This window comes from Qipengyuania sp. (assembly GCF_048550555.1).
Lineage (GTDB): Bacteria > Pseudomonadota > Alphaproteobacteria > Sphingomonadales > Sphingomonadaceae > Qipengyuania.
Map to the genome: position 1 here is coordinate 47,535 of NZ_JBLYYF010000039.1, position 23,115 is coordinate 70,649.

A 23,115-nucleotide genomic window follows, 5' to 3' on the forward strand; every position below is an offset into this window, starting at 1 on the left:
CGATTGAGCGGCATCGCACGCCGATTGCGACGCGACATGACGGATGCCGAACGACACCTGTGGCTGCATCTTCGCGCGAGGCCGCTCGGCGCGAAATTCACGCGGCAGTTCCCGATCGGCAATCATGTGGTCGATTTCGCCTGCCGCGGGCTGAAGCTCGCAATCGAGTGCGACGGTTGCCAGCATTCCGCCGACACCGACGCCGCGCGCACCGCGAGCATCGAAGCGCATGGCTACCGAGTCATCCGCTTCTGGAATCACGACATCCTCGGCAACACCGACGGCGTGCTGGAGGCAATCATGCGCGAGATCCGCCTCGCCCGGAACGAAGACTAACACGCCCCCCTTCCCTCGAGGGAAGGGGTAGGGGGATGGGTGTACGCCACCCGAAAGGGAGCCCTGTCCGCTCACCGCCGAGCCCCCATCCCCACCCCTTCCCCAAGGGGAAGGGAGACGACGAGGATTGAGGAGATGTCAGTGCGTTTGGGCATTAGTCGCCTTTAAACAGTGCTATAATTGATACGACGAGCGCGCCAAGGGCTATCCAATTTGACCAATTTACGGCCTTGAAGCGCCCAATTAGCGAGCTTTGGTCAAAGCGCTTCACTGCAATGACTGCCTGATCATTGAATGCAAAGTGCACTGACCGCTGCCCCTCCTCCGAAACTTCAATCATTCTCCCAAGACCAGAGTTCTGCCACTCCTTCCCAAGATTGGTCAGAAATTCTAGGTCGTGGTTTCGAAACAAGTCTGTCAGCGAGGGAATGTGATCACTATTGCGGAACGACCAACGCACTGCCTTCTTGAGCAGTTTCTCTTCAGGGTAGTGCGGCGGAAATTCAATCACCCCAACATCCCCACGAATTTCTCGAACAGGTAGAAGCTGTCCTGCGGGCCGGGGCTTGCCTCGGGGTGGTACTGGACGCCGAAGGCCTTCTTGCCCTTGATGCTGATCCCGCAATTGGTGCCGTCGAACAGCGAGACGTGGGTCTGTTCGACCTCGGGCGGCAGCGTGTCGACATCGACCGCGAAGCCGTGGTTCATGCTGGTGATCTCGACCAGGCCCGTGCTCTCGCCCCAGCCCTCGCCGACGCGCTGGACGGGATGGTTGGCGCCGCGGTGGCCCTGGAACATCTTGGCGGTCTTCGCGCCCGCCGCGAGGCCGAGCATCTGGTGGCCGAGGCAGATACCGAACAGCGGCACGTCGTTGTCGAGCAGCGCCTTGATCACCGGCACCGCATATTCGCCGGTCGCCGCCGGATCGCCCGGACCGTTCGAGAGGAACACGCCGTCGGGCTCGAGAGCCATGATCTCGGCGAACGAGCTGCGCGCGGGCACCACGGTGACCTTCGCACCCGCCTTCACGAGGTTGCGGAAGATATTGTCCTTCGCGCCATAGTCGATTGCAACGACGTGCGGCTTGTCTGCACCGCCGTTCGTATAGCCGAAGCCGAGCTGCCAGTGGCCGCCGCGCCAGTCCTCGCGCTCGCTGCGGGTGACGCCGGGGACCAGATCGAGCCCTTCGAGCCCGCTCCATTCGGCGGCCTGCTTCTTCAGCGCCTTGAGATCGAATTCCCCGCGCGGGCTGTGCGCGATCACCGCATTGGGTGCGCCCGAGAGGCGGATGCGGCGGGTCAGCGCGCGCGTGTCGACGCCCGAAAGGCCGATCTTGCCGTGCTCGCGCATCCATTCGACGAATTCGTTCTGCGCGCGGAAGTTGGAATGCGCGGTCACTTCCTGCCGTACCACGCAGCCGACCGCGCCGAGCCCGCGGCTCTCGTGGTCTTCCTCGTTCGCGCCGACATTGCCGATATGCGGGAAAGTGAAGGTGACGATCTGGCTGTCGTAGGAGGGATCGGTCATCACCTCCTGGTAGCCGGTCATCGCGGTGTTGAAGCAGACTTCGCCCACCGCGCTGCCGCTGGCGCCGAAGCCCTTGCCCCAGATGACGGTGCCGTCTCCGAGGACCAGAACGCCGGTCGCTCCTTTGGGCTGCGCGTGCGAAGATGCGGACAGGGCCATGGGCGCTCCGGGTAAAAGGTTTCCAGCGATGTGTGCTAAGTCCCAGCCGCTAGGGACCCCAGCGATTCCCGTCAAGCGGAACCCTTGGCTTATCGGCGCACTGTTCTAAATGGGCTGCGAACCCCAGACACCAACCATCGGGAATCCCCATGCTGCGCGAAAAAATCCAGGCCGAGACCGTCACCGCCATGAAGGCCAAGGACAAGGATCGCACCGCCGCGCTCCGCCTGATCGGGGCCAAGATCAAGGATCGCGACATCGAACTGCGCACGTCGGACACAAAGCCGGAAGACGACGAACTCGTCACCGACGTGCTGCTGAAGATGGCCAAGCAGCGCCGCGAGTCGATCGAGATGTACGAGGACGGCGGGCGCCAGGAACTCGCGGACAAGGAAAAATCCGAGCTCGCGGTGATCGAGGAATTCCTGCCGAAACAGATGAGCGAGGACGAGACCCGCGCCGCCATCGCCGCGATCAAGGCCGACCTGAACGCCGAGGGGATGAAGGACATGGGCCGCGTGATGGGGGAACTTAAGGCTCGCCACGGCGCTACTCTCGACATGACCAAGGCCAGCGGGCTGGTAAAGGAAGCGCTGTCATGAACCGTATCGCCGTCGCCCTCCCCCTCGTTCTCGCGCTCGGCGCTTGCGGCAGCGATGCCGACGAGCCGCCGACCGATCTCGATGTGGCGGTGAGCGACGGCGAGGCCGAGGCGCTGGCGCGCCAGATCGAGGCGGGCGATTTCTTCGACCTGCAGTTCGGCGCCAAGATCGCCGGGCCGCAGGGCGAGGAGGTTGAGAGCGCGCTGTCGAACGCCGAGGGCAATTTCGCCGACATGCGCAGCTTCGTCGCCTGCCCGGCGAGCATGAAGACCTGCGACCCGGCCAGCGCGCCGGAGGGAACGGTCTATACCTATGTCCATGTCGTCTATCCCGGCGAGGACAATGAGGACGACAGCGGCAGCGGCACCGGCAATGATTCCTCCAACGTCGAGCGCGCGACCGTCTTCCGCATGACCCGCCCCGCAACGGGCTTCACCGGCGCGGCGGGCTATTCGAAGGATGAGGCCATGGCGGCGATCGGACCCAAGGCCGATGTCGTGATCACCTGCGACGAAGGCGCGCTGGTGTGGACCGTGAGCGCGGGCGATGGCGGCGACCAGTGGGAACAGGCCGAACCGCTGACCTTCTGGTGGCAGTCGACCGTGCCGCCCGCCGGGCCAGCCTCCGCCTATGCGATCACAGCGAACTACACACAGGCGACGGGCAGCGGTCCCTATCCCGGCAAAGCAGCGGCCGCGACCAACGCCTGCGAGGCTCCCAACGCGAAGGGCTGAGGCTTCCAGCGCGTAACATGCGGGTATAAGCCTGTGGAGGGTTCTGCCACCGGCTAGCCGCCAACAGGCGGGAGCGATAAGGTCTGCGACCTTATGGCCCTGTCTCCCCAATGGCTCGACGAATTGCGCATGCGGACCACGCTGTCCGCGGTGATCGGTCGTACCCTGCGGCTGACCAAGGCGGGGCGCGAGTTCAAGGCCTGCTGTCCCTTCCACAACGAGAAGACGCCGAGCTTCTACGTCAACGACGAGAAGGGCTTCTACCACTGCTTCGGCTGCGAGGCGCATGGGGATGCGATCCGCTGGCTGACCGACCAGCGCGGCATGCCTTTCATGGACGCGGTCAAGGAACTGGCGGCGGAGGCCGGGATGGAAGTTCCCGCCCCCGACCCGCGCGCCGCGCAACGGGCGGAGAAGCGCGCCAGCCTGCACGATGTGACCGCCGCGGCGCAGGGCTGGTTCGCCGACAATCTCAAGTCCCCCGACGGGGCGCAGGCACGCGCCTATCTCGGCCGGCGCGGTTTTTCCGATGCGACAATCCGCGAATTCGGCTTCGGTTACGCGCCGGAGGATCGTCAGGCGCTCAAGCGCGCCCTCGCCAATTTCGACGAGCCGATGCTCATCGAGTCCGGCATGCGCATCTCGGTCGAGGACAAGGAGCCCTACGACCGCTTCCGGGGCCGGCTGATGCTGCCGATCCACGACATGCGCGGGCGCGTGATCGCCTTCGGTGGCCGTGTGCTCGATCCCGAAGGCAAGCCCAAATATCTCAACAGCCCCGACACGCCGCTGTTCGACAAGGGGCGCACGCTCTACAATCTGCACCGTGCGGCCCCCGCCGCGCGGCAGAGCGGGCGGATGATCGTGGTCGAGGGCTATATGGACGCGATCGCGCTCGCCAATGCGGGGATCCGCGAGGCGGTCGCTCCGCTCGGCACCGCGCTGACCGAGAACCAGCTCGAGCTGCTGTGGCGCCAGGTCGAACGCCCGATCCTGTGCTTCGACGGCGACAATGCCGGCCAGCGCGCCGCCATGCGCGCGATCGCCCGCGCTCTACCCATGCTGCGTCCGGCGCATTCGCTGACGATCGTGCGGATGCCCGCGGGCAAGGATCCCGACGACCTGATCCGCGAGAAGGGCGTCGGCGCGATCGAGGAATTGCTGGCGCGACCCGCGAGCCTGCTCGACACGCTGTGGGAGTTCGAGAAGGCGGCCGGCCCGCTCGATACGCCCGAGGACAAGGCCGGGTTAAAGGCGCGCCTGCTCGACCATGTCGACGCGATCCAGCACCCCGATATCCGCGCCCTCTATAAGCGCGAACTGCTCGAGCGCTTTTCCGCCTTCGCTTTCCCGCCGCGCCCGCCGCGCGAATTCCAGCCTCGTGGCGACTGGAAGAAGGGCAATTTCCGCCGGCCCGCTCCCACGCTAGCACCCGAAGCCCGCGCGAGCCTGACCCGGGCGATGCAGGGCGGCGCGCGCGACGCGCTCACCCGCGCGGTGATTGCCGGGCTCGTCCGCTTTCCCGACCAGATCCTGCGCCACGAAGAGGCCCTCGGCGACCTCGCCAGGCGTGACCAAAATGTCGGTTCCGCGATCGATTTGCTGCTCGAAGCCGCCGAGACGCTTGATTTGTCCGCCCAATCGACCATATCGCTCGAACGAGGCCTTCCCGCCCCACCGGAAAAAGCTCATTTCGCCTTCCTTGATGAGGGCACCGACCCGGGTGATGCGCGCGAGGATCTGGCCGAGGCCGTATCGTTGCTGGTCGAAAGACCTGCGCTGGAGGCTGCGCTCGCCGCAGCCACGGCGCGTTTCGAGCGCGATCCGGAAGGCTCCATCGCCGAACAGGCCCGGTTGCGCGAGCGATTGCTGGCACTGAACGAGCGGTTGAAGCGTTTCGGGCGTAGGAGAGCTGCAGCGATCGGCGAATCGGAATCATGATCCCCCGGGTGCGCGACCCGTGGAAAAGAAAAAGACTGGACTGAAACACCTCATGGCAACCAAGTCGAAGACCAAGGACGACGGCGACGCTCCCCTGATCGACCTCAACGAGGCATCGGTGAAGAAGCTCATCGCGAAGGCGAAGAAGCGCGGCTACGTCACCTATGACGAGCTCAACGACGCGCTGCCGCAGGGCGAGATGAGTTCCGACCAGATCGAGGACATCCAGTCGGCCCTGTCCGACATGGGCGTGCAGATCGTCGAGAGCGACGAAGAGGCCGAGGCCGCCGCCGAGGAAGCCGAAGAGGTCGAGGAAATCGAGGCTGCCGACGGCAAGAAGGAAGCCAAGAAGACGACCGCCGCCGCCGCGGCGGCGAAGAAGACCGCCACCGGCGAACGCACCGACGACCCGGTGCGCATGTACCTGCGCGAAATGGGGGCGGTGGAGCTGCTCAGCCGCGAGGGCGAGATCGCCATCGCAAAGCGGATCGAGGCCGGTCGCGACATGATGATCATGGGCCTGTGCCAGAGCCCGATCACCTTCCACGCCATCATCCAGTGGTCGGAGGCGCTCAACGCCGAGGAAATGCAGCTGCGCGAGATCCTCGATCTCGACGCCATGCTGTCGAAGGAACCCCCGCCCGAGAAGATGGCGGAGGAAGAGGAGGACGACGACGGCGAAATCTCGGAAGAAACCGCCGGCCCCTCGATCCGCGAGGATGACGAGGACGACGATTCCGACCAGGACAGCGAGGACGGCGAGGAAGGCTCGTCGAAAAGCGACGAAGACGACGACGAGGACAACACCATGTCGCTCGCGCAGATGGAGGCGGCGCTCAAGCCCGACGCCATCGAACGTTTCGCCCGCATCACCGACCTGTTCGGCAAGTTCGAAAAGCTCCAGAAGGAGCGCGTCGAGCTCATGGCCAGGGGCGAAGCCTTCGGCGGCGCCAAGGAAAAGAAGTACGAAGCGCTCTCCGAACAGCTCACTGCCGAGGTCGAAAGCGTCCAGTTCCACGCGACCAAGATCGAATTCCTGGTCGACAACCTCTATGCCTTCAACCGCCGCCTGACCGCTCTCGGTGGCCAGATGCTGCGCCTCGCCGAGCGCCACAAAGTCAAGCGCCTCGACTTCCTCGACGCCTATATCGGCAACGAACTCGACGACGGCTGGCTCAAGGAGCGCGCCAAGAAGGACAAGAAATGGGCCGCCTTCGCCGAGAAGGAAGCCGAAGCCGTCGAGCGCATCCGCGCCGAGATTTCCGACATCGCCAGCCAGACCGGCATGGCGCTGGAGGAATTCCGGCGCATCGTGAACATGGTCCAGAAGGGCGAGCGCGAGGCGCGTATCGCCAAGAAGGAAATGGTCGAGGCGAACCTGCGCCTGGTGATCTCGATCGCCAAGAAGTACACCAACCGCGGCCTGCAGTTCCTCGACCTGATTCAGGAAGGGAACATCGGGTTGATGAAGGCGGTCGACAAGTTCGAATACCGCCGCGGCTACAAGTTCTCGACCTATGCGACGTGGTGGATCCGCCAGGCGATCACCCGCTCGATCGCCGACCAGGCGCGCACGATCCGCATCCCGGTCCACATGATCGAGACGATCAACAAGCTGGTCCGCTGCAGCCGCCAGTTCCTTCACGATCAGGGCCGCGAACCGACACCCGAAGAGATGGCGGAGAAGCTCTCCATGCCGCTCGAGAAGGTGCGCAAGGTGATGAAGATCGCCAAGGAGCCGATCAGCCTCGAAACGCCGATCGGCGACGAGGAAGACAGCCACCTGGGCGATTTCATCGAGGACAAGAACGCGATCATTCCGGTCGATGCGGCGATCCAGGCGAACCTCAAGGAAACGGTCACCCGCGTCCTTGCGAGCCTGACCCCGCGCGAGGAACGCGTGCTCCGCATGCGCTTCGGGATCGGGATGAATACCGATCACACGCTGGAAGAAGTCGGCCAGCAGTTCTCGGTGACACGCGAGCGTATCCGTCAGATCGAGGCCAAGGCGCTGCGCAAGCTCAAGCACCCGAGCCGCAGCCGCAAGATGCGTAGCTTCCTCGACCAGTAACTGCTTGTTCCCGAGGGTCACGTCATGAGAATTTCGCATGCCTTGGCAGCAACCTTGCTTGCCTGCGCTCCGTTGGGCGCTGTCTCGGCACAGGACTATACGCCTCCTGCCGAGGAAATGGTCGAAGCCAAGGCGATCATCGACGCGATGTTTCCACCGTCGACACGTGACCAGCAGATGCGCCAGATGATGAGTGATATCGTCAAACAGATGCGCACCGGGGTCATGCAGAATCCGGTATTCGCCGATCCGGGCATGGCGAAGATTGCCAGCGATTTCCTGGAATCCGTGCCCGACGCGCTGATGCCGCTGGTAAGGCAACACTTTCCCGACATTCTCGAAGCGACGGCTACCGCATACACACGCGAATTCTCGCTTGACGAACTGAAGGAAATCCATGCCTTCGCCCAAACTCCTGCCGGTCAGCATTACTTCAGCCGGGCAACAGCCCTGCTAGGCGATCCGGCTGTCGCCAGAGCGAACGAAACCTACATGACCGCAGTGCATGCGTTGCAGGCCAGCGAAACCGAAAAACTGAGGACCAAGACGCTGGAATACCTCAAAGCTCACCCCGAGGTCGTCGAAAAGCTTCGGGCGCCTGCAGCGAAGAAGTAGCCTAGCTTGGTTCGCGGTAGCATAGACGGCCACAGTGAGCGGCCCGGCAAAAACCGCACCCGAGCCGCAGCTACGCGATCCGCTCGTTCATGGACCAGCAAGGCGGCGGCAGCCTTGCGTGGGTAGTTGCGAAGCCTCCCGGTCGGCACACGACCGGGCGGCTTCTTTCCTGCTAGTTCTGTTGCTTGAGCTGGTAACCCGTCGGCGGCACATCGTCGAACAGGTTGTTGCCGTAGGACGTGAGCTGCGCCCCGTTATTGAGCGAGAAGGTGCCGGATGGGCCGGCGAACTTGTTGTCGTCGATGCTCATCTTCTGCTGCGGAGCGTTCATCCGCACATGGCCGAGATCGTTGAAGGCGAACAGGTTGCGCGTCACCCAGGCCCGCGATCGACCCACACTGGTGGTGTAGTTGATGCCATAACCCGTATTGGCGATGAATTCCGATTGGTCGATCGTCATCATCACGTCGTTGGTATTGGCGACCTCGATGCCGTTCTGGCAGGCCCGTATTGTGGTGTTGATCACCGAGACCTGATTGGCACTGAGGATCTTGATCCCCGAAACGCAGCTCCCGCCAAAGCCTTCGATCTCTATATTCTGGATCACCACCCGGTCGGTCGTCGCAGCGTTGATGATGATGCCATTGGTCCCGCTGGCAAGGATCGATCCCAAGGTTCCCTCGCCCTGGATGGTGATCGACTTGGTGATGGTCACCGAGCCGATGCCCGCAGGGTCGAGGATGTTTATCTCACCCGCCGCGGCCGTCTTCGAAATCGCTCCGGCCAGGGTCTTGCACGGAGCCGTGCGGGAACAGGGATTGGCATCGTCGCCGACCCCCGAAACCCAGGTGCGGCTCGCCTGCGCCGAAGCGGGGACCGCGAACAACGAAAGGGACAGCACGGCGGCCGCGACGAATCGCTTGAACAGTCTTCTCATGATCCAACTCCCCACACAGCGACTCGCGCCGTTCCGCCCCTGCGTTTCGCGCGCTGCAGTCGCCCGCAACGGGTGCTGAGCCCACCCCCGGGAATTGTCCAGCATTCCCTTGTGGCAATCTGCCACTTGCGGGTGGAGGATTCGCTAGCCCTCGCCTATGAGACTGCCCATGCGTATCGCCATTGCCTCCGACCATGCCGCCATCGACCTCAAGGCCGAGTTGCGCGACTGGTTGATCGAGCGGGGCCATGAGGTCGCAGACCTCGGCCCGGAGACAACCGACTCCGTCGATTATCCCGACTTCGGCTACAAGCTGGCCGCAGTCGTCGCCGACGGCACCGCCGAGCGCGGAGTCGCGCTGTGCGGATCGGGCATCGGCATCTCGATGAGCGTCAACCGCAACCCCGCCGTCCGCTGCGCGCTGGTGTCGGAGCCGCTCTCGGCCGGCCTCGCGCGCGAGCACAACGATGCCAATTGCATCGCCATGGGCGCGCGGCTAACCGGCAGCGACATGGCCAAGGCGTGCCTCGCCGCTTTCCTCGACACCGAATTCGCCGGCGGCCGCCACCAGCGCCGCGTGGACAAGCTATCCAATCCGGAGATCTGACTTGGCTACCCAGCCCGCATCGACCGACCGCAGCCCGATGGACCGTTTCTGGCACGATACGCTCGCCGAGGCCGACCCCGAGATCTACGGCGCGATCCGCAAGGAACTCGCGCGCCAGCAGGACAAGATCGAGCTGATCGCGAGCGAGAACATCGCTTCGACCGCCGTTCTCGAAGCCACCGGCTCGGTGTTCACCAACAAATATGCCGAAGGCTATCCGGGCAAGCGCTATTATGGCGGCTGCGACTATGCCGACGTGGTCGAAACGCTGGCGATCGAGCGGGCCAAGCAATTGTTCGGCTGCGCCTTCGCCAATGTTCAGCCCAACTCTGGCAGCCAGATGAACCAGGCGGTCTTCCTCGCGCTGCTGCAGCCGGGCGACACCTTCATGGGGCTCGACCTCAATTCGGGTGGTCACCTGACCCACGGTTCGCCGGTCAACATGAGCGGCAAGTGGTTCAATCCGGTCAGCTACGGCGTGCGCAAGTACGACGAGCTGATCGACATGGACGAAGTGATGGCCATCGCGAGGGCCAACCGGCCCAAGCTGATCATCGCCGGTGGCACCGCCTATTCGCGCGTGTGGGACTGGGAAGCCTTCCGCAAGGTCGCCGACGAGGTCGGTGCCTATCTGATGGTCGACATGAGCCATATTTCGGGGCTCGTCGCGGGCGGCGCGCACCCCTCGCCCTTCCCGCATGCGCATATCGTCACCACCACCACCCACAAGAGCCTGCGCGGGCCTCGCTCGGGCGTCATCCTGTGGGACGACGAGGAATTCACCAAGCCGATCAACATGGCGGTGTTCCCGGGCATGCAGGGCGGCCCGCTGATGCATGTGGTCGCCGCCAAGGCAGTCGCCTTCGGCGAGGCGCTGCGCCCCGATTTCCGGGACTATGCCCGCCGCGTGGTCGAAAACGCGCGCGCGCTGGCCGAAGGGATCGAGGCCAACGGCCTGCGCGTCGTTTCCGGCGGCACCGACAACCACTCGATGCTGGTCGACCTGTCGCCCAAGGACGTCACCGGCAAGGCCGCCGAAGCCGGGCTCGACCGCGCCTGGCTGACCTGCAACAAGAACGGCATCCCCTACGACACGCGCAGCCCCTTCGTGACCAGCGGCATCCGCCTCGGCACGCCCGCCGGCACGACACGCGGCTTCGGCCCCGACGAGTTCCGAAAGATTGGCGCGCTGATCTGCGAAGTGGTAGACGGTATGTCGCGCAACGGTCCCGAAGGCGACGGGCAGGTCGAAGAGCAGGTGCGCGGCAAGGTGGCCGAACTCTGCGCTGCCTTCCCCGTCTATCCCGGGTGCTGAGGAGACGAGCGATGGACGAGCACGAACCCAACCATCAGGATCACGACCTGATTTCCGACGCCGGCAACGAGATCAAGGGCATGGCGAAGGAAGGGATGAACCATCCCTCGACCAAGCCGGTGCTGACCGGCGCTGCGGTGGGCGCGATCGCCGCCGGGATCCTGCCCGTGCTTACCTGGCCGATAGGCCTCGTCGCGGGGGCCGGGTTCATGCTGTACAAACGCCTCCGACCGTAAATGCGGTGTCCCTTCTGTGCGCATGACGACAGCCAGGTAAAGGACAGTCGTCCGACCGAGGATTCGACCTCGATCCGTCGTCGCCGCCAATGTTCGAGCTGCGGCGCACGCTTCACCACTTTCGAACGGGTCCAATTGCGCGAAGTCACCGTGGTCAAGTCCGGCAACCGGCGGCAACCCTTCGATCGCGGCAAGCTCGAACAGTCGATCTCACTCGCCTGCCGCAAGCGCGACGTGCCGCAGGAGCGGATCGATCAACTCGTCTCGGGCATCCAGCGACAGGTCGAGACCGCCGGCGAAGCCGAGATCCCCTCGCAGCGCATCGGTGAGATGGTGATGGACGGGCTCAAGGGCCTCGACAGCGTCGCCTATATCCGCTTCGCAAGCGTCTATCGCGACTTCAGCGAAGCGCGCGATTTCGAGGAATTCGCCAGTACCGTGCAGGAAGCGGCGGCTCATGAGCGCAGCTGACCTGCGCAAACCCGTGATCGTCCTCGTCCGGCCGCAGCTGGGCGAGAACATCGGCAAGGCGGCCCGCGCCATGCTCAATTTCGGGCTGGCCGAAATGCGGCTGGTCGAGCCGCGCGACGGTTGGCCCAATCCTTCGGCCGGCCCCGCCGCCTCCGGAGCGGACATCGTACTGGAACAGGCGACGGTCTATGCCTCCACCGCGGAAGCCGTGGCCGATTGCGCGCATGTCTATGCCAGCACCGTCCGCAAGCGCGGCGTCACCAAGCCGGTCCTGACGCCCGAGGAAGCAAGCCGGCAAATGGCAGGGCAAGCGGGGCGCAGCGCCATCCTCTTCGGTCCCGAACGCTCGGGCCTCGAAACCGAGGACGTCGCGCTGGCCCGGGCCATCCTGACGGTTCCCATCAATCCGGAATTCGGGTCACTGAACCTCGCCCAGGCCGTGATCCTGTGCGCTTATGAATGGTCGAAGCACGAACGGCTGGTGCAGCCCACGCAGGAGGATCTCCTGCCGCCGGCCCCTCAGGAGGAACTCGAAGGCCTGATTGCTCATCTCGAAGGCATGCTCGACCCCAAGGGCTATTACCTGCCCGAAACCCGCCGGGAGGCGACGCGGCGCACGCTGAGGGGCGTGCTGACCAAACCGGGCTGGAATCACCTCGAAGTTCGCACCCTTCGCGGGGTCTTGTCCGCACTGGAGCGCGAACCGCGCAAGTAAAATCCGGCGCGATTGTTATTCGAATACGATAATGTATCCTGCAGGCGAAGGAGAGTCTGCATGAATACTCGCGCCCTTGCCCTCATCGCCGTCATTTCCGCATCGCTTGCGCCGCCTGTCGTCGCTCAGCAAGCGGGCGAGACCGATGCTGTTACTTTCGAAGCGGAGATCCAGCAGGCCTCGGACGAAGACGTTGCGGAACAGCGCGACGACGAAACGATCGAGTGCCGCAATCTGGCACCGCGTGTGGGCACCCGCATTCCCGGCCGCCGAGTATGCCTCACCCTCTTCCAATGGAAACAATGGGAAGAGAACACGAAGGAAGAAATGCGCGATACCGAGCGCATGGGCCTGATCCGTAATCGAGGCTGACGCGCGACCGCGACAATCGTCGAGCGACGTAGTCCGTCCGTCGCCCATCCATTTGGGGTTCAGATTTACCGCCTAGGATGGTATGCTGGATCAACAGGAGGATTTATGAAGAGCTTCAATCTTGCTTTCGCCGCCGGTGCGGCTGCACTGTTTCTCGTGCCCGCCGCTTCGGCCGTGGCCGGCGAAAAAGGCGTTGTCGTCAGCGAAAACGATGCCAAGGCCGATGATGACGCAACGGTTCGCTGCAAGCGCCTGCCCCCGCCGGTCGGTTCGCGCATGGGCGGCAAGAAGGTCTGCAAGACCAACGCTGCATGGCGCCTGGAACAGGAAGCTGCCGCTCAGGCAGCCCGCGAGAACCAGGATCGCAGCGGCACGGGCAACCTGCGCACCAGTGGCTAGATCCCGGGGGGCGAGGGTCGAATCGTGCATTTTCACGTTTCGGCCCCGCTATGCTATAAGCCCCTGCAGGAGGCGATTATGAAGAACTCTGCATTTTTCCTCGCGCTCGGCGGGGCTTTGATTGCGGCGCTACCGGCATCCGCTGTATCGGCATTGGACCAGGAACGTGCCCGGATCGTCGACGAGAACGACGAGGCCGCCGACGATCCTGCGACCGTCGTTTGCAAGCGCCAACCGCCCCCGGCCGGTACGCGCATCATGGGCAAGAAGGTCTGCAAGACCAACGCAGCATGGCGCCTCGAACAGGAAATGGCCGGTGACGCCGCTCGCGAACGGCAAGAGCGCAGCGCGACGGGTAATACCCGCCAGGGCTGATCGCTCTCAATCGGGATCGCGCAGGCGATCCCACTCGACGAGTTCGTAGGCGATCGAAGTTTCCACCAGGTCGTCCCATATCTGGGCGATCTTCGCGGCGGGAAGATCGCGTTTCTCCGCGTCGGCGCGGGCATTTTCGATGACTTCGGCCTTGCGCGCCTCGTCGCGCACGACCTTGCGGTCGGTCTTGATCCGGGCGGCTGCACGCATGTAGGCGAAGCGCCGGTCGAGCAATTCCATCAGTTCGCGGTCGGTCCGGTCCACGCCGGCGCGCACTTCGCGCATGTCGTTGCAGTCTGCGGGCAGCTTGAATTCTTCGCTCATGGCGCGCGCCCTGCCGCGCTTGCGTGCGCTTGTCGAGCACCTATCTTCTCCCTTGACGAAGCGCGCGATACTGCTATTGGCGCGCCTTCGCGAATTGGTCCCGCACCCCGGTGAAGCGGAGGCCGCATCGAACCAAGGTTCGGTGGTGCGATGCCGGGTTCGATGGCTGCCACTGGGGCAGTCCAGCAAATTGAAGGAAATACCATGACGAAGCGCACCAGCGCCAAGTACAAGCTCGACCGCCGGATGGGTGAAAACATCTGGGGTCGCCCGAACAGCCCCGTCAACAAGCGTTCCTACGGTCCCGGCCAGCACGGTCAGCGCCGCAAGAGCAAGATGAGCGACTATGGCCTGCAGCTGCGCGCCAAGCAGAAGCTCAAGGGCTACTATGGCGACGTCACCGAGAAGCAGTTCAAGCGCACCTACAAGGAAGCGTCGGCGATGAAGGGCGACACCGGTCAGAACCTGATCGGCCTGCTCGAACAGCGTCTGGACATGGTCGTCTATCGCGCCAAGTTTGCGCCGACCATCTTCTCCGCCCGCCAGATCGTGAGCCACGGCCACATCTACCTCAACGGCGTGAAGACCAACATCGCCTCGGCCCGCGTCAAGGTCGGCGATGTCGTTTCGCTGGGCAAGAAGGCGCAGGAAATGGCGCTGGTCATCGAAGCGCAGAGCCTGCCCGAGCGCGACATTCCCGACTATGTCGCGCCCGACGGCAACGACAAGGTGACCTTCACCCGCGTGCCGAAGCTCGACGAAGTGCCCTATCCGGTCACCATGGAACCGAACCTCGTGGTCGAGTTCTACTCGCGCTAAGCTTCGGCTGGAACGAGACAGAAAAGGGCGGTCCCTCGCGGGGCCGCTTTTTTTTTGGATTACCTGCAATTATTCAGTCGCTTGATGGGAACGCGCCGCCCCATTCGCGGTTCAGTTTTTGCTATGACCCAATACCGATTCATCACGCCCAACCGGCGCGGAAAATGGTATCCCAGCCTGCGCGACGCACAGGCCCGGGCCAACGCTATCGGGGCGGGCTATCTCGATACCGCCGGCAATTTCGTCGCCTATCGGGGAACCGTGCTGGAGTTGCGCGAGAAAGAGCCCGCCTAGCGCTCGCGCGTGGAGCGGTGACTGCAGCGCCGCACAAAAAAAGGCGGTCCCTTGCGAGGCCGCCTTTTTCCGTTGGGCCATGCCCGATCCCACTCAGGAGCCGAGATTGGCGGCCAGGAAGCTGTCGATCTTCACAAGCATCTGCTTGCGTGCGGCACCATCGTGTAGCGAATGGGCCAGCCCATCGAATTCGAGATAATCGACCTGCTTGCCAGCACTACGCAGGGCATCTTCCATATTGCGCGACTGCTCTACGTCGACATTGTTGTCCGCAGTGCCATGAACCAGCAACACGGGAGCCTCGAACGTGGCCGCGTTGCGCATAGGGCTGCCTTCGTCGAGATAAGGTCCATCTCCGACGAATTTCTGGACGAGGCGATAGTTCGTGGTGTTACGCTCCTCTTCGAGCAACTGACGCCAGTCGGCGACCGGGGCGATCGCCACCACCGCCTTGTACAGGTCGCCATCGACTACCTGCGACTGGAGAGCGGCGTACCCGCCATAGGACCATCCCACGATCGCCATCTTGTCAGGCTCGGCAATGCCCTGCGACACCAGCCAACGACCGGCGTCGTTCACGTCGCCGATCGCGGTCCGCCATGCCGCGACCCCATTCTTGCCGAACCATTCGGCACCATAACCCGTAGATCCCCGGAAATTGGGTTGAAGAACGGCATAGCCACGCGCGGCGAAAAACTGCACGAGCCAGTCGAAGCCCCATTCGTCGCGGGCGGAAGGGCCGCCGTGCGGCAGGACGATCGCAGGCAGATTCTTGCCCGTCGAGCCCACCGGCAGCGTCAGGTAACCCGGTATCTGCGTTCCGTCGGCAGCGGGGAATACGACCGGCTTCATTTCGGCGAGCTTGTGCCCTTCGGTGGTCTCGCGGATCGGCAGAAGCGGATTGAGCTGGTTCGTGTCGCGATCGAACTTGTAGAGCATGCCAGGATCGACATCCGAACCCGTGACAAGCAGCACCTGCCGCTCGTCTTCGCTGGCACCGACGAAGCTCACCACAGGCTTGCCGGGCAGAGCGCCACTCAGCGCGCCAGCCAAGTCACGGAATGCGGGGTCGAAGTACTTCACCAGACGCTTTTCGGTGGCATAGCTGGCGCCGATCACGCGCTGGCGCCGTCCGATCGTCACGAGCGAATCGACGTCCGCGCCTTCCGCGGCGAGGAGCTCCTTGCGTGCCAGCGTGCCGTCGAGCGAGATTGCGTAAAGCGTCTTGAATCCGCGGTCATCGTTGTCGAAACCGATGGCGGCATTGGTAGCAGTGTCGACTGCGTAAGGTTCGAAGCCGTCGATCGTCTGGCTGTCGATTTCGGCACGGGAAAGCGGGCTCCAGCGCTTGGTTCCTTGCTCGCGATAGAAATAGGCGAGCGTGTCCTGCGCGTAGCCCCGCGGGTTGCTGTTGAGTGTGCCCTTTATCCGCACGCTTCCCGCATCGTCAGCGATATATTCGAAGGCATCCTTGTCCGGAGCCTCAACCAGCTTTTCCTTGCCTGTGACAACATCGTGCGACACCACGCCCAAACCTTCAGCCTGGTTGGCCAGACGGGTGTTGAGAGAAGATTCCTTCACATAACTGCGCGTCGCGAGGACCGAAGAGTCATCTCCTTCGGCATTCAGTGAAATAACACCTCCGCCAAAGTAGATATTGCCATAGGCGCGCATCGACTTCCGACCCTCGATCACATTCGGATCGGTGCCATCGGCGTTGACCGAGATCATCCTGGTGGCTGCGATGTACCGCCCGATGGAATCGTCCTTGCGGCGTACAATCGTCTGGCAGACGAGCCGCTCCTCGGTAATCCAGTTGCAATAGGAAAGGTCGCTCATCGGGTCGAGCGCTGCCAGCGCCCGCTTGGGCGGCGTACCCGCTTCGAGATCGACCGTGTAGAGCGCCTCGCCCCCGGCCCCGACGGTACCGACATAGGCCAGCTTCTTGCCCGAAGGGGAAAGGCTTGCATGGAAGATCGATTGGCGCGCCCCGAATGCAGTCGCATCTTCCTCCGCAGTGCCGGCGGAGACCGACGAAGCAAACGCGCAAAAGGACACGGCGGCGACGCCGGAGAGTAGCTTTTTCATGAATGTAGACCCCTATTTCCAAGTCGGGCGAAGACTAGCAAAGCCTATTCGCAGCGCAACCGCACAGGATGACTAATTCCGTCGAATTTCCAGCAATCGAATTCAGTATCGCCCGGCGATCTGGAGCGACTTCCACACCATCGCCACGATTGCGATCGTGATCGCCCCGCCCCAGAACCAGTAGGGCAGAAACAGCGCATCGGCGATGCGCCCGGTGTCCGACAGGGCGACATGGCCGCCAACCACGGCACCCGGGCTGAACAGGTAGCCGAGGTCCTGATAGACGGCGACCGCGCCCTGGACACCGAGGAACTCGACGGCGATGCGCTGCCAATTCGCGCTACCGCGTGCGGCGATATAGAGCGCGGCGGCGGCAAAGGCGGGAAGGACGATCCAGCCCGCCACCGAGCGGACCCAGATCAGCGTGGTCACGAGCAGCGCGGTGCCGAGGGCGAGCAGCGCCAGGCGGGTCGCCCGGCGCGAGCGCGACGCAACGATCATCGTGCAGCCGGCGACGCTCGGACCGAGCAGGCCTGCCGCGGCGACGATCGCCTGCCCTACAGCCCAAAGCCCGCCCGAATGCTCGGCAAAGCCCGACCCGTCGGCAAAGATCACGAGACGCTCGAAATTCGCGCCCAGCAGCGCGGCGGTGAGGCCGTGCGCCATTTCATGCCACCAGGTCGACAGCAGGGTGAACGGCAGCAGCGCCAGCGTCCCGATCTCGGTCTGCCAGGCGATGATGGTCAGCACCGCGAAGGCGACGATATAGGTCTGTTCGCGCTTGACGACCGGCTTCATCTCGTCCTCCGCATAGGGCAGGCCCCATTTGGCGGGCACGACGAGCTGGTGGGATTTCTTTTCCATTGCTCCAGCCTATCGCAGGATGGTCCTAACGCAAGTAATCGCTGCGGAAATTCGTCGCAAAGGCCGCGAAGCGCCCGTCACCGATCGCATCGCGCATCGCCTGCATCAGCTGCTGGTAGAAGGCGATGTTGTGCTCGGTCATCAGCATCGCGCCGAGAATTTCCTGCGACTTCACCAGATGGTGGAGATAGGCGCGCGTGTAGGTGCCGCAGGTATCACAGGCGCAGCGGCTGTCGAGCGGCTCCTGATCCTCCGCGAAACGCGCGTTCCTGAGGTTGATCGGGCCATCCCAGGTAAAGGCCTGGCCGTTGCGACCCGACCGGCTCGGCAAGACGCAGTCGAACATGTCGACCCCGCGCTCGACCGCGCCGACGAGGTCGTCGGGTTTGCCCACGCCCATCAAATAGCGCGGGCGATCGGCAGGGAGTTGGCCGGGGGCAAAATCGAGCGTCGCGAACATCGCTTCCTGCCCCTCGCCCACCGCGAGCCCGCCGATCGCATAGCCGTCGAAGCCGATCTCGGCGAGCTTCTCGGCGCTGACCTTGCGCAGCTCCTCGTCGAGCGCGCCCTGCTGGATTCCGAACAGCGCCGCGCGCGCTGCATGTTCCCCGCCAGCATCGAAGCCGTCGCGGCTGCGCTTCGCCCAGCGCATCGACATTTCCATGCTCGCGGCGATCTCATCGCGCGGCCGGTCGGCACGCGGGCATTCGTCGAAGGCCATGACGATGTCGCTGCCGAGCAGGCGCTGAATCTCCATGCTGCGCTCGGGCGTCAGCATGTGTTTCGAGCCGTCGATATGGCTGCGGAATTCGACGCCCTTCTCGGTCAGCTTGCGGAGCTCGGACAGGCTCATCACCTGGTAGCCGCCGCTGTCGGTCAGAATCGGGCGCTGCCAGTTCATGAACTGGTGCAACCCGCCGAGTCGGGCGATGCGTTCGGCGCCGGGGCGCAGCATCAGATGATAGGTGTTGCCGAGAATGATATCCGCGCCGGTCTTGTGCACCGTCTCCGGCTTGAGCGCCTTGACCGTCGCGGCAGTGCCCACGGGCATGAAGGCGGGCGTGCGGATATCGCCGCGGTGCATCTCGATGCGGCCAGTGCGGGCGGCGCCATCGGTGGCGTGGATGGTGAAGGCGAAACGTTCGGACATGGTCAGAAGCCGTAGATCAGGGTCGCGCGGGTCAGCGTGTCGGTGGCGACCTTCCCGGCGGGAGGACTGCTGTCGTAATCGAGCTGGTACGACATCCGGGCGCGCAAGCGGTCGCTGACCACGAAATCGAGCCCGGTCACGAGGTTGATCGTCGTGTTCGCGCTGTCGATGAGGACGACCGCCTCGCCCCCCGTCTCGGCGACCGCGCTCGCATCCTGCGTCAGCGTCACGCGGTCGAAGACCTTCCAGTCGAAATCGAGCCCGGCGAGGGCTGCGATGCGGCTGTCCTTTCGGCCGTCGGTATAGTCGGTCACGCGATAGGCCGGGCCGGCCTTGAGCGACAGGCTGAGGCCATCCGTGGCGACCACCTGATACCCGAGACCGCCCGAGACCGCATAGCGCGCATCGACACCCTGGATCTGGTCGCGCTCGAACTGCGACAGGCCATAGGCAAAGAGATTCTCGTCGAACTGCCAGCGCGGTTCATAGGAAAGGAACATCTGCTCGCGGCTCGTGACGCCGTTCTGCCGCTGGTAGTCGAAGCGGGCCCGCAGCCGATGCGACCAGTCGATCCCCTCGCGCTTGAGCTTGAGCCCTGCGGTGATGCCGACGGTATCGCTGTTGCCACTCGACTGGAAGCCGCCGAGTTCGCCCTCGCCCTTCCACATATCGAACAGGCCGGCATTGCGGATGGTCTGCTCCTTCTTCTTCTCGGCCTCTGCCTGCCTGGCGGCGAAAGAGGCGTCGAAGGCGGATGCTACCGCATCAATCTCGGCGGAGTCATCGGGCCAGGTGCTGCGCGCGAGGTCGAGCACGGTGGCGACCTTCGCCTTGTCCCCCGTCGCCAACGCTGCGTCGATCATCGCTCGCGCGCCTTCGGGGAGTTCGGCCTGCGCCGGAACGGCAGTGCTGGCCAGCAGCAGGGGAGGAAGCAGCAGGAGGAAACGCATCGCACGCGCCTAGCGTCTTGTGCGCCTGCGCGCCAACCCGCAATCGTATGCGCGGGGTCAGGCGCGCAGGCGCCAGCCGGTGCGGAAGATAAAGGTAATCACCCCGATACATGCGGCAAGGAAGCCAAGCGTGATCGCGAAGCTCAGGCCGATGTCAACATCGGCCTTGCCGTAGAAAGTCCAGCGCAAGCCGCTGACGAGGTAGACGATCGGGTTCGCCAGCGCGATCGTGTCCCACGGCTTGGGCAGCATCTCGATCGAGTAGAAGGTCCCGCCAAGGAAGGTCAGCGGGGTGAGGAAGAGCATCGGGATGATGCCGAGCTTCTCGAAATTGTCGGCCCAGATCCCGAGGATGAAGCCGAACAGGCTGAAGGCTGCGGCGACCAGCATGATATAGATCAGCGCGAGGAACGGGTGGGCGATCGAATAGTCGACGAACAGCCGCGCGGTGACGAGGATGATCGTGGCGAGGATCAGGCTCTTGGTCATTGCCGCGCCGACGAAGCCGAGCAGTGTCTCCGCGACTCCGACAGGCGCGCTGAGCAGCTCGTAGATCGTGCCGGTGAAGCGCGGCATGTAGATGCCGAAACTGGAATTGCTGGTGGTCTCGCCGAGCAGGGTGAGCATCAGCAGGCCGGGGATGATGAAGGCGCCGTAGTCGACTCCGCCGAGATCGGGCATGCGCCCGCCGATGGCCGCGCCGAAGACGACGAAATAGAGCGAAGTGGTCAGCACCGGCGCGAGGACCGACTGGAAGGCGGTGCGCAGGAAACGCATCAGCTCGCGCGTGTAGATCGACCAGGTCGAGCGCCAGGAAATCATTCTGCGCCCTCCCCTTCGCCGAGCAGCGAGACGAAGATGTCCTCGAGACTGCTCTCGCGCGTCTCGATGCCGGCATAGTCGATCCCCGCTGCGATCAGCGCCTTGGTCAGCTCGGCGACCTCGGCCTTGCCCTTGCCGGTCCCGTCGCCGCCGCGATAGCAGAGCGAGGTGCCGCCCGCTTCCAGTTCTACGGGGAAGCGCGCGATCTCCGGTGGCAGCGATCCCAGTGGCGCGGCGAGCGTGATATGCGCCTCGGTGCGCCCCAGCCGCGCCATCATGGCGTCCTTTTCGTCGACCATCAGCAGCTTGCCCCGGTTGATGATCCCGACGCGGTCGGCCATCATCTCGGCCTCCTCGATGTAATGCGTGGTGAGGATGATGGTCACGCCGCGTCCGCGCATCTCGTCGATGATCGCCCACATGCCCTTGCGCAGTTCGACGTCGACCCCCGCGGTGGGCTCGTCGAGGAACAGCAGGTCGGGCTCGTGCGCCAGCGCCTTGGCGATCAGCACGCGGCGCTTCATCCCACCCGACAGCGCCATGATGCGCTCGTCGCGCTTGTCCCACAGGCTCAGGGAGCGGAGGATTTCCTCGATCCGCGCCTTGTCGGGCGCCAGCCCGAACAGGCCGCGCGAATAGGACACGGCGCGCTCGACCGGCTCGAACATGTCGGTGGCGAGTTCCTGCGGTACCAGCCCGATGCGGCTGCGCGCCTGGCGCCAGTCCTTCGCCATATCGTGCCCGAAGGCGCGGATCGTGCCGCCGGTTGGACGCACCAGGCCGCAGACCGCGCCGATCAGCGTCGTCTTGCCTGCACCGTTGGGCCCGAGCAGCGCAAATATCTCGCCCCTTCTGATCGTGAGATCGACGTCGTCCAGCGCTTTGAGCCCGCCGGGATAGACCTTGGACAGGCCGCTGAGTTCGAGAATCGGATCCACACGCTCCTAGCTAGCGGCGATCCAGTTCCCGTGGAAGCCCGGGGGGATAAGATGCGGGATATGGACCGCAGCGACCGGGTCGAGGCTCATGGCATCGAGGATCTCGAGCGCGCTGGTGCCTTCATTGCGATCGATGACATAGCCCATCACCCAGCCGTCGCCCTCGGGAGCGTCGGCGCTGCGCGGAACGAACACGAACTCGCCCGGAATGCGGCCCTCGCCGAAATCGCGCTGGACGCGTTCGCCGGTGGCGAGATCGTGGCGGTAGAGCGGCATGGGCGCAACGAATTCGAGGTCGCCGTCCGCGGGAAGGCCCATGGCCCAGAGATAGCGATAGGCGCGGGTGAAATAGCGCTCGTCGGGGCGCGGGAATTCCTGTCCGGACGCATCGAGCGTTTCGCGCACGACCTTCCCGCCACTGCCGTCGAGCGTCCAGCGCTCCAGCCCGAGCGACTTGCCATAGGGCCCGGCCATCGCGCCGTCGAAGATGGTCTCGTAGGCGCAGAGGTCGACCACGACGCGACCGGCTTCGTCCTCGAAGCTGTTGCCGACGTGGAAGACATAGCAGGGATCGACCTCGTGCCAGACGACCTGGCGGCCCGATCCGCCGCGCGGCAGCAGGCCGACGCGGGCGCGGTGCGCTCGGTTCCAGCGATAGGGGAACTTGTGCCCCCCGATCAGCGCCTGCATCGAGAATGTCACCGGCAGGTCGAGGATCACCACGTAATTCTCGGTCAGCGCGCAATCGTGGATCGAGGGCCCGTCCTGCACCGCGATTGGGGTCTCGCGTAGCACGCGCCCCATACCGTCGAGCGCGACATGGCGGATCGTGTCGGCCGACACCCCGTCATAGCAAATGGCGTGGAATTCGCCGGTCGTCGGGCACTGGTGCGGATGCGCGGTGAAGGATCCGGTCAGCCCGCCGCCGAAGTCAGAATAGGCGACACTTTCGAGATTGCCGTCGAGTTCGACGGGAAAGCTGCTCGCCTCGACCAGCGCCATGATCTTGCCGCCGATGTCGAGGACGTTGGTGTTGACCGTATCGCCAAAACCGCGGCGCGGGCCGCCGATCGCGGGCGGTCCGCCCTTCCCCTCGAGATCGCGCGAACGGATGAAGCGGTTGCGATACCATTCGGCCTTGCCGCCCTGCAGCCGCACACCGTGGACCATGCCGTCGCCGATAAACCAGTGGTGGCCCTTGCTGCCTTCGCCGAAGGGATTGGGACCGATCCGGACATAGCGCCCGTCGAGCTCGGCGGGGATAGTCCCGGCTACCGCCAGGTCTTCGAACGTGAATTCCTCGGTCAGCGGCGTGTGGACCCCATGAAGGAAGGGATTCTTCTGCGCTCCCGGCAATCGGGTACGGTTGATGGTGGCGACGGCCTGAATCGCCGGGGTGACTGCCTTGCGGATGGTTTTCTCGATGACGCTTGCCATAACCGACTCGCTCCGAT

Annotated in this window: 27 protein-coding genes; 16 read left to right on the top strand and 11 right to left on the bottom strand. The window is 64.2% G+C overall.

The genetic code is table 11. The features are described 5' to 3' along the window. Positions 1-36: 36 nt before the first annotated feature. Positions 37-336 carry an endonuclease domain-containing protein gene (locus tag ACN4E0_RS09745; RefSeq protein ID WP_419567455.1) on the top strand — a complete coding sequence of 100 codons (300 nt, stop codon included), beginning with the start codon at positions 37-39 and terminating at the stop codon, positions 334-336. Between the two features lie 154 nt (positions 337-490). Here ACN4E0_RS09745 and ACN4E0_RS09750 read toward each other — a convergent pair whose 3' ends face one another. Then, positions 491-847: a hypothetical protein gene (locus ACN4E0_RS09750; protein ID WP_419567457.1), complete on the bottom strand. Its 357-nt coding sequence runs from the start codon at positions 845-847 to the stop codon at positions 491-493. Beyond that, entirely contained in the window at positions 844-2,022 is a 1,179-nt protein-coding gene (gene carA, locus ACN4E0_RS09755; RefSeq protein WP_419567458.1) for a glutamine-hydrolyzing carbamoyl-phosphate synthase small subunit, read from the bottom strand. The genes ACN4E0_RS09750 and carA overlap by 4 nt, the downstream gene beginning before the upstream one ends. A gap of 149 nt (positions 2,023-2,171) precedes the next feature. On the opposite strand from carA, the gene ACN4E0_RS09760 reads away from it, so the two are divergent. The 5 genes from ACN4E0_RS09760 (at position 2,172) to ACN4E0_RS09780 (ending at position 7,985) form a co-directional block, all read left to right on the top strand. Continuing rightward, on the top strand, positions 2,172-2,624 hold the full coding sequence (locus tag ACN4E0_RS09760) for a GatB/YqeY domain-containing protein (protein WP_419567459.1): 453 nt from the start codon (positions 2,172-2,174) through the stop codon (positions 2,622-2,624). Then, the gene (locus tag ACN4E0_RS09765; RefSeq protein ID WP_419567460.1) at positions 2,621-3,358 is read left to right on the top strand and encodes a hypothetical protein; all 738 of its coding nucleotides are present in this window, start codon (positions 2,621-2,623) and stop codon (positions 3,356-3,358) included. Before ACN4E0_RS09760 ends, ACN4E0_RS09765 begins: the two co-directional genes overlap by 4 nt. Positions 3,359-3,451: 93 nt before the next feature. Continuing rightward, complete coding sequence (dnaG, locus tag ACN4E0_RS09770) at positions 3,452-5,299, top strand: DNA primase (RefSeq protein ID WP_419567461.1); 1,848 nt, start codon at positions 3,452-3,454, stop codon at positions 5,297-5,299. 52 nt (positions 5,300-5,351) lie between these two features. After that, positions 5,352-7,370: an RNA polymerase sigma factor RpoD gene (gene rpoD / locus ACN4E0_RS09775; RefSeq protein ID WP_419567462.1), complete on the top strand. Its 2,019-nt coding sequence runs from the start codon at positions 5,352-5,354 to the stop codon at positions 7,368-7,370. A 24-nt stretch (positions 7,371-7,394) separates the two neighbouring features. After that, positions 7,395-7,985, top strand: a complete 591-nt coding sequence (locus tag ACN4E0_RS09780) for a DUF2059 domain-containing protein (protein ID WP_419567463.1) — start codon at positions 7,395-7,397, stop codon at positions 7,983-7,985. A 172-nt stretch (positions 7,986-8,157) separates the two neighbouring features. Here the strand turns inward: ACN4E0_RS09780 and ACN4E0_RS09785 are convergent, their stop codons facing one another. Next, positions 8,158-8,922 (bottom strand): right-handed parallel beta-helix repeat-containing protein, encoded by a 765-nt coding sequence (locus ACN4E0_RS09785; protein WP_419567464.1) that lies wholly within the window; start codon positions 8,920-8,922, stop codon positions 8,158-8,160. A 169-nt stretch (positions 8,923-9,091) separates the two neighbouring features. Between ACN4E0_RS09785 and rpiB the strand changes: the two genes are divergently transcribed. From rpiB to ACN4E0_RS09825, 8 genes are all read left to right on the top strand, one after another. After that, entirely contained in the window at positions 9,092-9,529 is a 438-nt protein-coding gene (rpiB, locus tag ACN4E0_RS09790) for a ribose 5-phosphate isomerase B (RefSeq protein WP_419567465.1), read from the top strand. Between the two features lie 37 nt (positions 9,530-9,566). After that, positions 9,567-10,844 (top strand): serine hydroxymethyltransferase, encoded by a 1,278-nt coding sequence (glyA, locus tag ACN4E0_RS09795; RefSeq protein WP_419567644.1) that lies wholly within the window; start codon positions 9,567-9,569, stop codon positions 10,842-10,844. Between the two features lie 11 nt (positions 10,845-10,855). Continuing rightward, a complete protein-coding gene (locus tag ACN4E0_RS09800; RefSeq protein WP_419567466.1) occupies positions 10,856-11,080 on the top strand; it encodes a hypothetical protein in 225 nt (74 codons plus the stop codon). Next, a complete protein-coding gene (gene nrdR, locus ACN4E0_RS09805) occupies positions 11,081-11,551 on the top strand; it encodes a transcriptional regulator NrdR (protein ID WP_419567467.1) in 471 nt (156 codons plus the stop codon). Then, on the top strand, positions 11,538-12,266 hold the full coding sequence (locus tag ACN4E0_RS09810; RefSeq protein ID WP_419567468.1) for an RNA methyltransferase: 729 nt from the start codon (positions 11,538-11,540) through the stop codon (positions 12,264-12,266). The genes nrdR and ACN4E0_RS09810 overlap by 14 nt, the downstream gene beginning before the upstream one ends. 60 nt (positions 12,267-12,326) lie before the next feature. Further along, positions 12,327-12,638, top strand: a complete 312-nt coding sequence (locus ACN4E0_RS09815) for a hypothetical protein (RefSeq protein ID WP_419567469.1) — start codon at positions 12,327-12,329, stop codon at positions 12,636-12,638. A 105-nt stretch (positions 12,639-12,743) separates the two neighbouring features. Beyond that, on the top strand, positions 12,744-13,037 hold the full coding sequence (locus ACN4E0_RS09820; protein ID WP_419567471.1) for a hypothetical protein: 294 nt from the start codon (positions 12,744-12,746) through the stop codon (positions 13,035-13,037). Positions 13,038-13,190: 153 nt separating this feature from the next. Continuing rightward, entirely contained in the window at positions 13,191-13,412 is a 222-nt protein-coding gene (locus ACN4E0_RS09825; protein ID WP_419567472.1) for a hypothetical protein, read from the top strand. 6 nt (positions 13,413-13,418) lie between these two features. On the opposite strand, the gene ACN4E0_RS09830 is transcribed toward ACN4E0_RS09825, so the two are convergent. Next, positions 13,419-13,736, bottom strand: coding sequence for a chorismate mutase (locus ACN4E0_RS09830; RefSeq protein WP_419567473.1), 318 nt, complete (start codon positions 13,734-13,736; stop codon positions 13,419-13,421). A 204-nt stretch (positions 13,737-13,940) separates the two neighbouring features. On the opposite strand from ACN4E0_RS09830, the gene rpsD reads away from it, so the two are divergent. Together rpsD and ACN4E0_RS09840 are read left to right on the top strand one after the other, a co-directional pair. After that, positions 13,941-14,555 (top strand): 30S ribosomal protein S4, encoded by a 615-nt coding sequence (rpsD, locus tag ACN4E0_RS09835; RefSeq protein WP_419567475.1) that lies wholly within the window; start codon positions 13,941-13,943, stop codon positions 14,553-14,555. Positions 14,556-14,678: 123 nt separating this feature from the next. Further along, a complete protein-coding gene (locus tag ACN4E0_RS09840; protein WP_419567477.1) occupies positions 14,679-14,849 on the top strand; it encodes a hypothetical protein in 171 nt (56 codons plus the stop codon). Positions 14,850-14,942: 93 nt separating this feature from the next. Here the strand turns inward: ACN4E0_RS09840 and ACN4E0_RS09845 are convergent, their stop codons facing one another. The 7 genes from ACN4E0_RS09845 to ACN4E0_RS09875 form a co-directional block, all read right to left on the bottom strand. Beyond that, entirely contained in the window at positions 14,943-16,688 is a 1,746-nt protein-coding gene (locus tag ACN4E0_RS09845; RefSeq protein ID WP_419567478.1) for an alpha/beta hydrolase family protein, read from the bottom strand. 351 nt (positions 16,689-17,039) lie between these two features. Next, positions 17,040-17,801, bottom strand: coding sequence for a M50 family metallopeptidase (locus ACN4E0_RS09850; RefSeq protein WP_419567479.1), 762 nt, complete (start codon positions 17,799-17,801; stop codon positions 17,040-17,042). 25 nt (positions 17,802-17,826) lie between these two features. Next, positions 17,827-18,951: a tRNA guanosine(34) transglycosylase Tgt gene (tgt, locus tag ACN4E0_RS09855; RefSeq protein WP_419567480.1), complete on the bottom strand. Its 1,125-nt coding sequence runs from the start codon at positions 18,949-18,951 to the stop codon at positions 17,827-17,829. 2 nt (positions 18,952-18,953) lie between these two features. Next, a complete protein-coding gene (locus tag ACN4E0_RS09860; protein WP_419567481.1) occupies positions 18,954-19,901 on the bottom strand; it encodes a DUF481 domain-containing protein in 948 nt (315 codons plus the stop codon). A gap of 57 nt (positions 19,902-19,958) precedes the next feature. Then, a complete protein-coding gene (locus ACN4E0_RS09865; protein ID WP_419567483.1) occupies positions 19,959-20,723 on the bottom strand; it encodes an ABC transporter permease in 765 nt (254 codons plus the stop codon). Beyond that, positions 20,720-21,661 carry an ABC transporter ATP-binding protein gene (locus ACN4E0_RS09870; RefSeq protein WP_419567485.1) on the bottom strand — a complete coding sequence of 314 codons (942 nt, stop codon included), beginning with the start codon at positions 21,659-21,661 and terminating at the stop codon, positions 20,720-20,722. The genes ACN4E0_RS09865 and ACN4E0_RS09870 overlap by 4 nt, the downstream gene beginning before the upstream one ends. Before the next feature lie 6 nt (positions 21,662-21,667). After that, positions 21,668-23,098: a carotenoid oxygenase family protein gene (locus ACN4E0_RS09875; protein ID WP_419567486.1), complete on the bottom strand. Its 1,431-nt coding sequence runs from the start codon at positions 23,096-23,098 to the stop codon at positions 21,668-21,670. Between the last annotated feature and the right edge of the window lie 17 nt (positions 23,099-23,115).